Source organism: Proteus sp. G2669 (assembly GCF_009915245.1).
Classification (GTDB): Bacteria; Pseudomonadota; Gammaproteobacteria; order Enterobacterales; family Enterobacteriaceae; genus Proteus.
The window spans coordinates 1-14,317 of record NZ_JAABLX010000039.1 but is presented as its reverse complement, the minus strand read 5'-3'; the positions used below and the strand labels follow the sequence as shown (position 1 = coordinate 14,317).

Annotated in this window: 14 protein-coding genes; 4 read left to right on the top strand and 10 right to left on the bottom strand. The window is 37.8% G+C overall.

Going from position 1 to position 14,317, the window contains the following annotated elements; all coding sequences use genetic code 11:
- Positions 1-51 precede the first annotated feature (51 nt).
- Together cobB and pepT are read left to right on the top strand one after the other, a co-directional pair.
- Complete coding sequence (gene cobB / locus GWI68_RS09935) at positions 52-909, top strand: Sir2 family NAD+-dependent deacetylase (RefSeq protein WP_166540167.1); 858 nt, start codon at positions 52-54, stop codon at positions 907-909.
- Positions 910-961: 52 nt separating this feature from the next.
- Positions 962-2,206: a peptidase T gene (gene pepT, locus GWI68_RS09930; RefSeq protein ID WP_109409365.1), complete on the top strand. Its 1,245-nt coding sequence runs from the start codon at positions 962-964 to the stop codon at positions 2,204-2,206.
- Positions 2,207-2,294: 88 nt separating this feature from the next.
- On the opposite strand, the gene GWI68_RS09925 is transcribed toward pepT, so the two are convergent.
- Positions 2,295-3,005 carry a vWA domain-containing protein gene (locus GWI68_RS09925; protein ID WP_227336725.1) on the bottom strand — a complete coding sequence of 237 codons (711 nt, stop codon included), beginning with the start codon at positions 3,003-3,005 and terminating at the stop codon, positions 2,295-2,297.
- A gap of 285 nt (positions 3,006-3,290) precedes the next feature.
- Between GWI68_RS09925 and GWI68_RS09920 the strand changes: the two genes are divergently transcribed.
- A complete protein-coding gene (locus GWI68_RS09920; RefSeq protein WP_166540165.1) occupies positions 3,291-3,569 on the top strand; it encodes a hypothetical protein in 279 nt (92 codons plus the stop codon).
- A gap of 98 nt (positions 3,570-3,667) precedes the next feature.
- Here GWI68_RS09920 and GWI68_RS09915 read toward each other — a convergent pair whose 3' ends face one another.
- From GWI68_RS09915 to rluE, 8 genes are all read right to left on the bottom strand, one after another.
- A complete protein-coding gene (locus GWI68_RS09915; protein WP_075672658.1) occupies positions 3,668-4,789 on the bottom strand; it encodes a cupin domain-containing protein in 1,122 nt (373 codons plus the stop codon).
- Positions 4,790-4,974: 185 nt separating this feature from the next.
- Positions 4,975-6,438, bottom strand: coding sequence for a two-component system sensor histidine kinase PhoQ (gene phoQ, locus GWI68_RS09910; RefSeq protein WP_109409362.1), 1,464 nt, complete (start codon positions 6,436-6,438; stop codon positions 4,975-4,977).
- A gap of 1 nt (position 6,439) precedes the next feature.
- Positions 6,440-7,114, bottom strand: a complete 675-nt coding sequence (gene phoP / locus GWI68_RS09905) for a two-component system response regulator PhoP (protein ID WP_109409361.1) — start codon at positions 7,112-7,114, stop codon at positions 6,440-6,442.
- A 214-nt stretch (positions 7,115-7,328) separates the two neighbouring features.
- Positions 7,329-8,699, bottom strand: a complete 1,371-nt coding sequence (gene purB, locus GWI68_RS09900) for an adenylosuccinate lyase (protein WP_166540164.1) — start codon at positions 8,697-8,699, stop codon at positions 7,329-7,331.
- Positions 8,700-8,730: 31 nt separating this feature from the next.
- Positions 8,731-9,360 carry a high frequency lysogenization protein HflD gene (hflD, locus tag GWI68_RS09895; RefSeq protein WP_109409359.1) on the bottom strand — a complete coding sequence of 210 codons (630 nt, stop codon included), beginning with the start codon at positions 9,358-9,360 and terminating at the stop codon, positions 8,731-8,733.
- Between the two features lie 2 nt (positions 9,361-9,362).
- Positions 9,363-10,466, bottom strand: a complete 1,104-nt coding sequence (gene mnmA, locus GWI68_RS09890; RefSeq protein ID WP_166540163.1) for a tRNA 2-thiouridine(34) synthase MnmA — start codon at positions 10,464-10,466, stop codon at positions 9,363-9,365.
- A 109-nt stretch (positions 10,467-10,575) separates the two neighbouring features.
- On the bottom strand, positions 10,576-11,025 hold the full coding sequence (locus GWI68_RS09885; protein ID WP_166540162.1) for an NUDIX hydrolase: 450 nt from the start codon (positions 11,023-11,025) through the stop codon (positions 10,576-10,578).
- A complete protein-coding gene (gene rluE, locus GWI68_RS09880) occupies positions 11,018-11,647 on the bottom strand; it encodes a 23S rRNA pseudouridine(2457) synthase RluE (protein ID WP_166540161.1) in 630 nt (209 codons plus the stop codon). The genes GWI68_RS09885 and rluE overlap by 8 nt, the downstream gene beginning before the upstream one ends.
- Positions 11,648-11,785: 138 nt before the next feature.
- Between rluE and icd the strand changes: the two genes are divergently transcribed.
- Positions 11,786-13,039: an NADP-dependent isocitrate dehydrogenase gene (gene icd, locus GWI68_RS09875; protein WP_006537208.1), complete on the top strand. Its 1,254-nt coding sequence runs from the start codon at positions 11,786-11,788 to the stop codon at positions 13,037-13,039.
- Between the two features lie 109 nt (positions 13,040-13,148).
- Here icd and GWI68_RS09870 read toward each other — a convergent pair whose 3' ends face one another.
- Entirely contained in the window at positions 13,149-14,282 is a 1,134-nt protein-coding gene (locus tag GWI68_RS09870; protein WP_166540061.1) for a site-specific integrase, read from the bottom strand.
- Positions 14,283-14,317 lie beyond the last annotated feature (35 nt).

Here is a 14,317-nt window from a genome sequence, read left to right as displayed (position 1 = left end):
AAATAGTGACGCTAGAAACGCGATATTTAAACTTGAAAACCAAGGATTGTAATGATGAAACTTAAACTTCGTCATCGTCGGCTTAGGAAGTTTCGTAAGATCAAAAGTTTACGCAGACAACATTCACGTTGTCGTTATTTTCATCTCACCCATAAAACGGAACATGAAATGAATTTACCCAAAGTTATCGTATTAACAGGGGCTGGCATTTCTGCTGAATCAGGAATTAAAACATTTCGTTCAGAAGATGGATTGTGGGAAGAACATCGTGTTGAAGATGTTGCTACACCTGAAGGTTATCAACGCAACCCACAATTGGTTCAGCAGTTTTATAATGAACGCCGTCGTCAATTGCAACAACCTACCATTCAGCCGAATGAAGCGCATTATGCACTAGCGAAACTTGAGCAACGTTTAGGTAAAGATAACTTCCTTCTTGTAACGCAAAATATTGATAATTTACATGAAAAAGCGGGGAGTCAGCATGTTTTACATATGCATGGTGAATTATTAAAAGTACGTTGCCCACAATCCCGCCAAGTTTTTGAATGGAAAGGTAATTTAGAAACAACAGATCACTGCCATTGTTGCCAATTTCCATCACCACTACGTCCGCATATTGTCTGGTTTGGTGAAATGCCTATTGGCATGGATGAAATTTATCGAGCGTTGGCTGAGGCTGATATTTTTATCTCTATTGGTACTTCTGGTAATGTCTATCCTGCGGCCGGTTTTGTTCATGAAGCTAGGCTAACAGGTGCTCACACTGTTGAGCTAAATCTTGAGCCAAGTTTGGTTGAAAGCCAGTTTGAAGAAAAACATTATGGGCCAGCAAGTCAGGTTGTTGATGAATATGTTCATAAATTGTTTGAATTAATTAATGATCCTAAAGCTGATTTGACGCAATAATTATTTTATAGAGTTCCCTATTATTGTTATTAGAGAGATCTTAGGGGGCAAAATGGATAAATTATTAGAACGTTTTTTTGAATATATTAATTTTGATACACAATCAAAACCATCTTCAAAAATGTCACCAAGCAGTGATGGTCAGCTAAAACTAGCTAAGGCATTGGCACAAGAATTAAAAAAACTGGGTTTTGCTGATGTAACACTCAGTGACAAAGGATGTGTAATGGCAAGTTTGCCATCCAATGTCTCTTGGCCGGTGCCTGTAATTGGTTTTATTTCGCATCTTGATACAGCGCCGGATTTTTCTGGTAAGCATGTAAAACCACAAGTGCTTGAAGATTATCGTGGTGGTGATATTGCATTGGGTATTGGTGATGAAGTGTTATCACCAGTTATGTTTCCAATCTTACACTCCATGATTGGTAAAACATTAATCACCACAGACGGTAAAACCTTATTAGGTGCTGATGATAAAGCAGGTATTGCTGAAATTATTACCGCCATGGTGCGTTTAAAAGAAACAAATAGACCTCATGGTGATATTCGTATCGCGTTCACACCTGACGAAGAAATAGGTCGTGGTGCGCATTATGTCGATTTAAATGCATTCGGTGCAAGTTGGGCTTATACCGTCGATGGTGGTGGTGTTGGTGAATTGGAATATGAAAACTTCAACGCCGCATCAGTGAATATCAAAATTGTTGGTAACAATGTTCACCCTGGTAGTGCAAAAGGGGTGATGGTAAACGCATTAGGATTAGCAACACGCATTCATCAAGAATTACCTATTGATGAAACACCAGAAAATACCGACGGTTATGAAGGTTTCTACCATCTGCAAAGTATTAAAGGTACGGTAGAAAGGGCGGAAATGCATTATATTATCCGTGATTTTAATCGTAACTTATTTGAAAAACGCAAACAGAATATGATTGCGATTGCAGAAAAAGTAGGTAAAGGCTTACATCCAGATTGCTATATTGAGCTGACTATTGATGATAGTTATTACAATATGCATGATAAAGTTGTTCAATTCCCACACATCATTGAAATAGCAAAACAAGCAATGATTGATTGTGATATTGAGCCTAACATCAAACCTATTCGTGGTGGCACAGATGGTGCTCAGCTTTCTTATCGTGGATTACCTTGCCCTAATATTTTTACTGGCGGTTATAATTTCCATGGTAAGCATGAATTTATCTCTTTAGAAGGAATGGAGGCTGCGGTGAGTGTGATCATGCGTATCGCTGAAATTACGGCTGAAAGAGAAAAGGCTAAAGTGATTAATTAATCATGTATTGAGTGTATAAAATAATAGCCGATATGTCGGCTATTATTTTTTAGTTATATATCTAAGTTATATTGTTAACTTAGATGACTTATTTACGCTCGTTATAATCTTGCTCAACAGAAGATTTCCAATCTTCATTTAATTCTTTACCTTCAATCTTAGACTGAACGGCTTTATTAACCGATTCATAGGCATTTCCATAGCCTTTGGCATCTTGAATATATTGAGTTGAGTTAGATGATTTAATACCAATACTTTCCGCTGCACTTATCGCATCAAAATTGGCACCTAGAAAGATAAACTCCCAGCCTTTCTCTTTTTCTGCTGAAGTAATTAATGATTTCACTTTTTCTAGCGAATATTCACGGCTACTATTTTCTTCGCCATCAGTGATGATCACCATCATGACATTTTTATAAGGTGAATTTGGTTTATTTCCTTCAGTGATTGCATTTCCCACCGCATCTAGCAATGCGGTATTACCTGATGCAAAATAATCATTAGCAGTTAAATCATTTATCTTATTAATATCAATGCGGTTATGTAATTTTTTAGCCTTACTATCAAATAAAATTGTGCTGATATAGACTTTTTCTGGGCGATTTTTATTTTCAGCTAAAATGGTATTGAATCCACCAATAGTATCTTTTTCATATCCTTGCATTGAACCACTTTTATCTAATACAAAAATGATATCCGTTTGTGCAGGTGGTGCTTTCTCCTTGGTTATTTCTACTGTTTTTGCAAATACCATGGACGGTAAAATAAACGCAGCAATTAAAATAATAAACTTTTTCATAGACGACTCCATTGTCGAAAAAAGAAGTAAGGTAGTAAAAATCTAATTTTATCTTAGGAGGAATTGATAAAATAAAATAGGAGAAATGGCTGAAAAATAGACATTACATTAATGAGTAAACGTACTTAATTAAAAATAGAATGATTTTGTAATGATGGGCTTACATATTATTTAATATTAAACTTTTAATATAGGCTTAATATTAATAACTCTTTGATAAATTGATTTTATTGAATATCTCTTATAATCACAGTGAGATGAATAAATATAATATAAGGATATTGAATGGAAACCATAACAGGAGAATTATTAAAACCGGTAATAGAAGAGAAGTTAATTTCTCATAAAAAGCAAGTAATTAAAAAAGCTGATCGACAGTCATTTATTATTATTTCTAGCTATTTTCTGATAACTTATTTAATCTCATTTTCTCTTTATGCAACAAATAGTAAGCATACGTTATTACTTTTTTTCTTACAGAGTACATTTTTTGTTGTTATTCCTTTTCTCTTTCGTAATACAAGAGTACTTTTAAAAGAATCGATAAATTATTTAATTCGTTAAATTTTATAAGAAGTGATATTTTAAAGTATTTAATAATAAAAAAGCCCTGTAATTAATATCTCAGGGCTTTATAACTTATTATTGAAAATTAGTGATAATTAATCTTCAAAATACCAATAACCTTGATTAACTAGCTGAGTTAATAAACGCACAAATTTTGGATCAGCTAATGCATCGCCCAAGTGTTGTTTATCAATATAATCATATTGGCAAAGTGCATCCACCGCTTCTATATGATCAGTATCCATCAATTGGCCATTTACAAAACAGTTATCGCCAACACGTAACGCACGAATACCATTTAAACGATGAAGTTGCTCACCTTGTTGCAGTAAATCATGAATTTCTGCATTTTCATATAAAGGCTCTGGAACTGCGAGATCAAGTTCATGGCGAGATTGAGAAATAAATTCACCAAACCAATGACGAAATACTTCTGGTTGAGCAAGTAAATCTTCCATCATGTCATGAAGTTTATTTAACTCTTGATGTTGCACTAATGCTGGGTTTTCACGCGGTGTTAGATCTGGATCGCTATAACGATAGCTGCCTAAATCATTAGCTAACACATAGTCAGCGAAACCACTGAAAAGTTCACGCGCATTAGGTGCTCTGAAACCAACAGAGTAGTTTAGCGATTCTTCAATCGCATAGCCTTCATGTGGGAATCCAGGTGGGATATAAAGAATATCACCCGGTTCTAATTCTTCATCAATAATTGCTTCAAAAGGATCTACTTGCAGCAGATCAGGATGAGGGCAATGTTGTTTCATTGGGATTTTTTCACCCACACGCCAGCGACGACGACCTTGTCCTTGAATAATAAAGACATCATATTGATCGAGATGCGGACCTACACCACCACCGGGAACAGAATAAGAGATCATTAAATCATCAATGCGCCAATCGGGTAATACACGAAAAGGCTTCATTAATGCCGCACTAGGAAAATGCCAGTGATCGACGGCTTGTACAAGTAAAGACCAATCTTTATCACCAAGTCCTTCAAAGTGCTCAAAAGGCCCATGTTTGACTCCCCATTGTCCGTCTTGACAGCTAACAAGACGGCTATCTACTTCATCTTCCATTGCAAGACCAGCAAGTTCGTCAGGAGATAAAGGATCAACAAAACGTGAGAAGCCGTTTTTAATTAATAAAGGGCGTTTTTGCCAATGGCTTTCGAGGAATGATTGCCAATCTAAATTAAGTTTATAGTCCATTGTGTATATCCTGAATTCGAGAAGCCTGAAGTCATAGTATAATGAATTCTAACTTCCTGCTAAACATTCCTTTGAGCAATGTGAGTAATAGCGAGTAACGCTGTAATAACTGCATAGATATCATACATAATGCAGTATACAGAGTGGAGGGATGTTTGATAAAAAACATTTTTTATCAAGAGAGGTTATTCACGCTCAGTGGTAAGTTGTTGCTCAGCAAAGGTTACAGTGATACGAGCGCCACCTAAAGGGCTATCGGTAATAGTAATTTCGCCACTGTATTGTTCAATAATATCTACAGCGATAGATAATCCTAAACCTTGCCCCGGTCGCAACGTGTCTGCTCTTGTTCCTCGCTGGAAAATAGCCTCTCTTTTTTCAGGGCTAACACCGGGGCCATCATCATCAACAATAATTATTACGCTGTTTTCATTATTACTTACATTGATTTCAACAAACTCTAAACAGTATTTACAAGCGTTATCCAGAATATTGCCCATCACTTCCATAAAATCATTTTTCTCACCTAACCACATGATTTCAGGTGAAACATTGAGTGTTAAATCAACGCCTTTTGACTGATAAACTTTGCTTAAAGCGCTACAAAGATTATCTAACAACCCTGACAGTGAATGGAGTTTTCGCGTGGTAATGTCATGATCACCATGAATAGATGCCCGATGCAGATAATAACCGACTTGTTGTGAAATTCGTTCTATTTGATCGAGCATGATAGGCTCAGCTTGCTCTATCGTCATTTGCTTACCTGATCGTAAAGAGCGTAATGTTGATTGTAATACGGCAAGGGGCGTTTTTAAGCTATGGGTAAGATCAGATAAACTTGTGCGATATTTACTATAACGGCTTCGTTCATTACGTAATAATACATTTAAATTTCGGACTAAGCCCTTTAATTCGGTTGGCGGATTTTCATCCAAATCATTACGTGTTCCTTTTTCTAATGCACTGATTTGTTCTATCAATTGTTTAATAGGCCGTAAACTCCAGTGTGCTGCTAACCAAATTAAAGGTACAACTAAGAACAAATTAGCGAGAATGATATATAAAAACCAGTCCCAAACCTGACTGACTTTTTGCATACGCTGAGGTATAGGATCGATAACTGCGATTGCCATGTAAGGCATATTATCAGCCGCAGGATAATGATTAATTACCACTGAGTGAGTTAAAAATTCGTTACTTGAATATTCTTCAAGTCGTTTGAGATAAACACGGTATTGAGGCAACTGTTTTAGCATTAAACGAGTTATTTTGACATCAACCGAAATTTCAAATAACCCTTCTTCATGACGCCATTTATGCTTAATGCTATCAGGAATAGCTTTAGGTAAATCAGAAGGTGTCCATAAGACATTACCTTTATCATCAAAAACGACCACCAGCGATGTATTGTTATTATTCAAATTTGTTGGAAACTCAATATTCAGCTTGCCTTTATTCCACTGCGCTAAACTGTAATAAAGATTACTCTGACTGCGCATCAGCATAAAAGTGGTTTTATCTACACTGACAATAGAACCGACTATAGCAACCAACCCATAAGAGAGCGTAAGAGCCAAAATAATGGCACTCGTTGCAAGTAAAAATCGTGTTCGTAATGAGAGTGGAGAGCGCTGTTTTTTTTGCATATTAAGGTTTCATATCAAAACGGTAGCCTTGTCCACGTACTGTCACGACAACATCATCAGGGTATTTTTCTAAGATTTTTTTACGTAATCGCCCCATTAGTACATCAATAGTATGGCTTTCTTTTAATTCAGCATCTGGATACAACTGACGCATTAATGCATCTTTGCTAACAACTTTATTTTGATTGCGCATTAATGTTTCTAAGATCGTATATTCAAACGCTGTTAATTTGATTTGCTCGCCTGAAATCATGAACTCTTTACGTGACAAATCCAACTCAAAAGGCTCAATAGAGAGTGTTTGCGATGCAATTCCCATGTTTCTTCGCATTAATGCCTGAATACGTGCAACAATTTCCTCAAAATGAAAAGGTTTTGTCACATAATCATCAGCACCAGCATTTAATGCGGAGACTTTTTCTTGCCAACTTTCACGCGCAGTTAACACCATAATAGGTAACGTGATATTGTTTTCTCGCCATCTTCGAATAAGGCTAATACCATCTTCATCGGGTAATCCTAAATCTACAATAGCAACATCGGGTGTACCTTCTGCTATAAAACTATCTGCTTCTTTAGCGTCTTCTGCTGCGTCAACTTGATGGCCTGCATCACGAAACTGCACAGATAAGTGATGACGAAGTAAAATATTATCTTCAATAATTAAGATCCGCATTATTCCACCTTGAGTACAATCGGTAAAAAGACACCGTTGTAAAATAAATATAGGACATGATAGTCAGTCTATTAGATAAAAATATAAGGTTATCATAGACAATCTATTGATTAAAAAATACTGTAGCCAGCAAAGTGTTTAGGTTATAGATAGTTTTCTTCGTTTTTTTGTTATAAAAAAAGGCAGAAATTATCTGCCTTTTTCGTGTGATAAATTAGTTTAACTTATCAACAAACTGAGTTGCAAAACCAATATAACTTTCAGGAGTCATCGCTTTTAAACGAGTTTTTTCATGCTCAGGTAACTCTAAACCATCGATGAAAATAACCATATCTTGCTCAGTAATACGCTTACCACGAGTCAATTCTTTTAGTTTTTCATACGGTTTTTCAATGCCATAACGACGCATTACAGTTTGGATTGGCTCTGCTAATACTTCCCAGTTACAGTCTAATTCTTCACGAAGATGTTTTTCATTTACTTCAAGCTTATTAAGGCCTTTCATGGTTGATTGATAAGCAATTAATGCATAACCAATACCCACACCTAAATTGCGCAGAACGGTTGAATCAGTTAAATCACGTTGCCAACGAGAAAGCGGTAGTTTACTAGAAAGGTGCCCCATAACGGCATTTGCTAACCCTAAGTTTCCTTCAGAGTTTTCAAAATCAATAGGGTTGACTTTGTGAGGCATGGTGGATGAGCCAATTTCGCCCGCAATCGTTTTTTGTTTGAAGTGATTCAATGCAACGTAACCCCAAATATCACGATCGAAATCGATCAAAATGGTATTGAAACGGCTAATACAATCAAAAAGTTCAGCAATATAATCATGCGGTTCAATTTGCGTTGTGTATGGGTTCCATGTAATACCTAATGAAGTTACAAATTCTTCACTAAATTGGTGCCAGTTTACTTCAGGATATGCGGCTAAGTGAGCGTTATAGTTACCGACGGCACCATTAATTTTACCTAAGATCTCAACTTGTGTAAGTTGACGGTATTGGCGTTCCATGCGGTAAGCAACGTTAGCAAACTCTTTACCCATTGTAGATGGGGTAGCAGGTTGACCATGAGTGCGAGAAAGAAGAGGTAAGTCGCGGTATTCTTGTGCCATTTTACTAATTGTATCAATAAGTTCACGCCATACAGGTAGCAGGATCTCTTGGCGGGCTGTTTCTAGCATAATAGCATGAGACAGATTATTAATGTCTTCAGAAGTACAAGCAAAGTGAATAAATTCAGAAACCTGATGTAAAGCAGGGATGGTCGCCACTTTTTCTTTTAAGAAATATTCTACGGCTTTTACATCGTGGTTAGTGGTGCGTTCGATAGATTTAATGCGTGCCGCATCTTCTTCATTAAAATTAGCAACAATTGCATCAAGGTAATCGTTTGCGTTTTTTTCAAAGGCGGGAACTTCTTTAATGTCGGCGCAAGATGCCAGCTTTTGCAGCCAGCGAACTTCTACCTGTACACGGAATTTCAGAAGACCGAATTCACTAAAAATAGAACGTAACGACGAAGTTTTACTACCGTAACGACCGTCAATCGGTGAAATCGCTGTCAGCGAAGATAATTCCATTGTTGGCAACTCCCAGGTTGAATTTAAAGTATTAACATTGAGCGAGAAAATCATCAGCTTGTCGGATGATCGTTTTTTGATGCAATAAAAAATCAAAACGGCGACCACCAACTTGACGCCAGAGCACAGCACTACGGATACCCGTTAATAATAGCGCTCTAACTTTAGCTTGAATAATTGGGTTTTTTAACAGTTCGATAGAGCCATGAACTTGAATGCGAGGGCCTACAGGGCTAACTGCATCAACATAAACGCCAGCAAGGGCATTAAATACACCTTCGGACATAGGTTCAAAATAGCTTTTTTGACGCTCTAATTGAGAAATTTTTTGTGATAAACGTGCACTATAATCGTCATTTCGTCCGATTAAGCGTTCTAAGTTGATTAAACCTTGTTGATAAGTCATCAACTCCAGTGTTAATTTTTCTCTTCTTACTGCCTGATGGATAGCTTTCAGTGTTTGAAAGCCTAATTTTAAATGGCTGATTTGATTGCCATAAACATCAAGTGTTGATGTTGGATTGAGATTAAAAATACTGTTAACCATCACTTCAACATCATTCTCGTTCGCACTACCTTGGTAAGCTATTTGCTGAACAAGACGACTTGCCTGGCAGACGCCTGCCAGTGCAAGTGTAATATCACGAAAATCTTTAGCCACGTCTACTCCTGAATACGGGTTTCAATGATACCGCCACCTAAACAGACTTCGTCTTGATAAAAGACGGCTGATTGTCCCGGTGTTACAGCCGCAACGGGATAATCAAAGCGGACTTCAATTTTATCTTCACTTAATGGTGTTACTGTACACGCAATATCAGGTTGGCGATATCGTGTTTTAACAGTACAGCGGAAAGCTTCAGTAATTGTTTCTCTCGATACCCAATGCAATTGTTGAGCAATTAAGCCGACAGACATTAATCTTGGATGTTCATGACCTTGCGCCACAACAAGAATGTTATTTTCAACATCTTTATCAACGACATACCAAGGATCATCGCCACCGTCTTTTGTTCCACCGATACCTAAACCTTTACGTTGACCTAATGTGTGATACATCAATCCTTGGTGTTCACCGATGGTTTCACCATCAACTGTGATGATAGGACCAGGTTTAGCTGGGAGGTAACGTGATAAGAAATCGGTAAATTTACGCTCACCAATAAAACAAATACCCGTTGAGTCTTTTTTCTTTGCTGTTGCTAAATCAAGTTTTTCAGCAATTTTTCTAACTTCAGGCTTTTCCATTTCACCAACAGGGAAAAGGCTTTGTGCGATTTGCTCGTGACTTAACGTGTATAAGAAATAGCTCTGGTCTTTGTTGTTATCGACGCCACGAAGTAATTGGCTTTTGCCATTAATATCACGACGGCGAACATAGTGACCTGTTGCGATATAATCAGCACCTAAATCTTCTGCCGCATATTCTAAAAATGCTTTAAATTTTATTTCTTTATTACACAGAATATCGGGGTTTGGGGTGCGGCCTGCTTTATATTCAGATAAAAAATGTTCAAAAACATTATCCCAATATTCAGCGGCAAAATTGATAGTATAAAGCTCAATGCCAAGTTTATCGCATACGGCTTGCGCATCGGCAAGATCCGTTGAAGCTGAGCAATATTCTGTATCATCGTCTTCTTCCCAGTTCTTCATAAACAGACCAACGACCTGATATCCCTGTTCCTTAAGAAGATAGGCTGAGACGGATGAATCTACGCCACCGGACATTCCTACGATGACTTTTTTTTGGCTGTTATCTGACATGACTGGATCTCACTGCGGAAAAATAAGCGCCATACTTTACCATATCACTGACACAGGTGCATCAAGTGTTGCTCTGTTTTTGATGCTTTGTTTTTCCATTCTCTGTCATTTAGTTAAAGGGTGCGCCAAAGCTAGTTAAAATAGAAAGAGGGTAGTGTTTACCTTGTTGATAACATAACAGGCTTTCTCTCACTAAAGGTGAGCGTAATTGCTGGCTTTGGATAATTTCATCTGCGCTAACCCAGTGACAACAATTGATATCGCTATCATTAGGGTGAGTGTCAAATTGTTCTTGTGCTTCAATTAAAAAGAGAAAACGTAAAAAAGGCGTTTTATCAGGCGCAATCCATTGATGTAATTTAAGAAAATATTGAACAGGAAGCGTTAATCCTGTTTCTTCCCATAACTCACGCTGAACGGCTTGAATAAGTGTTTCATCGGCTTCAAGGTGCCCTGCAGGTTGATTCCACGTTGCTTTTCCATTGATAGTTTCTTCAACAACGAGAAACTTATTTTGCGCATGAACGATACACGCGACAGTCACATGAGGTTTAAACAAAATCAATCTCCTTCCATTCACCGGGTAATAAATTATCTAATGTAATATTTCCCATACTAAAGCGGATCAAGCGCAATGTAGGATAACCAACATGAGCAGTCATTCGTCTCACTTGACGGTTTTTACCTTCAAATAAGGTGATTTTTAGCCAAGTTGTTGGAATAGTTTGGCGTTCTCTAATCGGCGGGTTTCTCTCCCATAACCATTCGGGTTGCTCAACTATTTCGACTTGTGCTGGCAATGTTTTGCCATCTTTAAGCTCTAATCCATCTCGAAATTGTTGTAATGCGGCGGTACAAGGAACACCCTCTACCTGAGCATAGTAGATTTTTCCTGTTTTTTTACCCGGTTGTGTTAATTTTGCTTGTAGTTTTCCATCATTTGTTAAGACTAAAAGTCCTTCACTATCTCTATCTAAACGTCCTGCCGCATAAATATCACGAATAGGAATAAAATCTTTTAGTGTTTTTCTGCCACTCTCGTCCGTAAATTGTACAAGAACATCGAAGGGCTTGTTGAAGATAACGACTTTACGCTCACCTCTTGGGCGCACTGGTTTTCTTTGTGCTAATGAAGTGTGGTGTTTTCTCGATTTAGCGCTATTTTTAAGTTGATTTGCCATAGTTAATTTTTGTAAAAAATGGGAGATTGATTATACCTTAAAAGAGAAGCGATTGGCGTTAGCTGAATAATCAAGTAGTATTGACAGGTCTCTTACAAAAAATTAACAAAGCGTGCGCTTACATGAAAGGAGAGGTAAATGGAAAGCAAAGTAGTTGTTCCGGCTAATGGCGCTAAAATTACACTAGATGCTAAAGGTAAGCTTGTTGTTCCAAATAATCCGGTTATCCCTTATATCGAAGGGGACGGTATCGGTATCGATGTCACGCCAGCAATGTTAAAAGTTGTTGATGCAGCAGTTGAGAAAGCTTACGGCAAAGAACGTAAGATTGAGTGGATGGAAGTCTACACTGGCGAAAAATCAACGCAGGTTTATGGTAAAGATGTTTGGTTACCAGAAGAAACCTTAGATCTTATCCGTGAATATCGTGTTTCTATTAAAGGTCCTCTTACTACCCCAGTTGGCGGTGGTATCCGTTCATTAAACGTTGCATTACGTCAACAACTAGACCTCTATATTTGCCTACGTCCAGTACGTTACTACAAAGGCACACCAAGCCCAGTTAAACAACCTGAACTAACAGATATGGTTATCTTCCGTGAAAACTCAGAAGATATTTATGCAGGTATTGAATGGAAAGCGGGTTCAGCAGAAGCCGATAAAGTGATTAAATTCCTGCAAAATGAAATGGGTGTTACCAAAATCCGCTTCCCACAAGATTGTGGTATTGGTATCAAACCTTGTTCAGAAGAAGGAACTAAGCGTTTAGTGCGTGCAGCGATTGAATACGCGATCGATAACGACCGTGATTCAGTGACTCTGGTACACAAAGGTAATATTATGAAATTTACCGAAGGTGCCTTTAAAGACTGGGGTTATGAATTAGCACGTGAAGAGTTTGGTGGTGAATTATTAGATGGTGGTCCTTGGGTTAAAATCAAAAATCCAAAATCAGGTAAAGAGATCATCGTTAAAGACGTTATCGCTGACGCATTCTTGCAACAAATTCTGTTACGTCCAGCAGAGTACGATGTAATCGCATGTATGAACCTAAATGGTGACTATATTTCCGATGCATTAGCGGCTCAAGTAGGTGGTATCGGTATCGCACCGGGTGCAAATATTGGTGATGAGTGTGCTTTATTTGAAGCAACACACGGTACTGCACCAAAATATGCAGGGCAAGATAAAGTTAACCCTGGCTCAATTATCCTTTCCGCAGAAATGATGCTACGCCACATGGGTTGGACAGAAGCCGCTGACTTAATCATTAAAGGTATGGAAGGGGCGATTGCCGCTAAGACCGTAACTTATGATTTCGAACGTCAGTTAGAAGGCGCTAAACTGCTGAAATGTAGCGAGTTTGGTGATGCGATTATCAAACACATGTAATTGTTGATTTGATAAATAGTTAACGGGAGCTTATTAGTTCCCGTTTATTTTTTGTACTATAAAATTCTTCCCCAAAATATCCCCAAAACTCTTCCCCAAAACTGTTCAATTAAACAGCAATAATTTGCCATTCTTTGCCTCTATCATCGTGGTATTTATCAGTCATACTTTGTGTTTTATGCCCCAATAATTTTTGTGTATTAATTCCTTGTTCTCGATAAAGTCGCTCAGATAAAGATCGTTGTTCATGGAAAGTAGGTGCCGTACCTTTTTCCCAAGTTAACCCACATTTATCTCGCGCTTTTTTAAACGTTGTGGTTAATGTATTTGGTGTGACTTGCTCGCCTCGTTTTGCTTGTGCGGTGGTATGCCGATAATGCACGAGATATTTACTCACAACCGCGTCACGACATTGAGCAACAACATCTCTTAAGGAGAGATTGATAGCCTCACATTTTAGTGAGAGAGGGATGGCCAACTTACTCCCCGTTTTTTCTTGCTGTATATGTAACATGTCATCCCAAATATCAGAGAATTTCATTTTACAGATATCACCGATCCGCTGACCTGTGGTTAAAGCCAACAACATGCCGCATTGCAGGTAAGGAGGGTGATTCTTGGCTTGCTGGTAAATAGTGCGCCATTCGTCCAATGTCATGCGTTCTCTTTTCACTCGGTTCCGTGGTTGTTTAGTTGCTTTCGCAGGGTTGTAACCAGGAGGAACATAGCCAGCATGTTGAGCTTCTTTAAATACATCAATAAGCACCATGCGAACGACCTGCGCCATTCTTGAATGTCCTAATACTTTGATGGAATCTATTATTTCAGCAATATCTAAAGCGGTTATCTCTTTTAATATTTTCGTACCACAATACTGACGGAATAAATTAATAGGTTTCATTTTTTGTCGATAAGAATTAATTTTTAATTCACCGATATCTAATCTTTCTTTTTGAATATCTAAATATTTATCCATCCATATATCGACAGATATTTCAGACTTGTTTGTCTTAATTTTTGATAACCGTTCATTAATACTTAATAACTGTCGAGTATGTTGTTCAGCAATAATTGTATTGGCCTGAATGGCGGTTTCTCTCGCTTCTTGCTCGTCGGTGCCTAAGCTATGAAATTTACCGGTGATGGGATGTTTATATTGCCAATAAATTTTGCCGTTACGTTTATCTAGCTTTCGATATAGATTGGGAATGATAATTTTATGGGTTCGTGGTCGGGCAGCCATCTGTAATTATCCTCTTAAGTCGTTCCGTTGATTTA

What these genes read in the sequence shown, in the direction of transcription:
- cobB (WP_166540167.1), top strand. Translation starts at nt 52, where the DNA reads ATGATGAAACTTAAACTTCGTCATCGTCGGCTTAGGAAGTTTCGTAAG.
- pepT (WP_109409365.1), top strand. Translation starts at nt 962, where the DNA reads ATGGATAAATTATTAGAACGTTTTTTTGAATATATTAATTTTGATACA.
- GWI68_RS09925 (WP_227336725.1), bottom strand. Translation starts at nt 3,005, where the DNA reads ATGAAAAAGTTTATTATTTTAATTGCTGCGTTTATTTTACCGTCCATG.
- GWI68_RS09920 (WP_166540165.1), top strand. Translation starts at nt 3,291, where the DNA reads ATGGAAACCATAACAGGAGAATTATTAAAACCGGTAATAGAAGAGAAG.
- GWI68_RS09915 (WP_075672658.1), bottom strand. Translation starts at nt 4,789, where the DNA reads ATGGACTATAAACTTAATTTAGATTGGCAATCATTCCTCGAAAGCCAT.
- phoQ (WP_109409362.1), bottom strand. Translation starts at nt 6,438, where the DNA reads ATGCAAAAAAAACAGCGCTCTCCACTCTCATTACGAACACGATTTTTA.
- phoP (WP_109409361.1), bottom strand. Translation starts at nt 7,114, where the DNA reads ATGCGGATCTTAATTATTGAAGATAATATTTTACTTCGTCATCACTTA.
- purB (WP_166540164.1), bottom strand. Translation starts at nt 8,699, where the DNA reads ATGGAATTATCTTCGCTGACAGCGATTTCACCGATTGACGGTCGTTAC.
- mnmA (WP_166540163.1), bottom strand. Translation starts at nt 10,466, where the DNA reads ATGTCAGATAACAGCCAAAAAAAAGTCATCGTAGGAATGTCCGGTGGC.
- rluE (WP_166540161.1), bottom strand. Translation starts at nt 11,647, where the DNA reads ATGGCAAATCAACTTAAAAATAGCGCTAAATCGAGAAAACACCACACT.
- icd (WP_006537208.1), top strand. Translation starts at nt 11,786, where the DNA reads ATGGAAAGCAAAGTAGTTGTTCCGGCTAATGGCGCTAAAATTACACTA.
- GWI68_RS09870 (WP_166540061.1), bottom strand. Translation starts at nt 14,282, where the DNA reads ATGGCTGCCCGACCACGAACCCATAAAATTATCATTCCCAATCTATAT.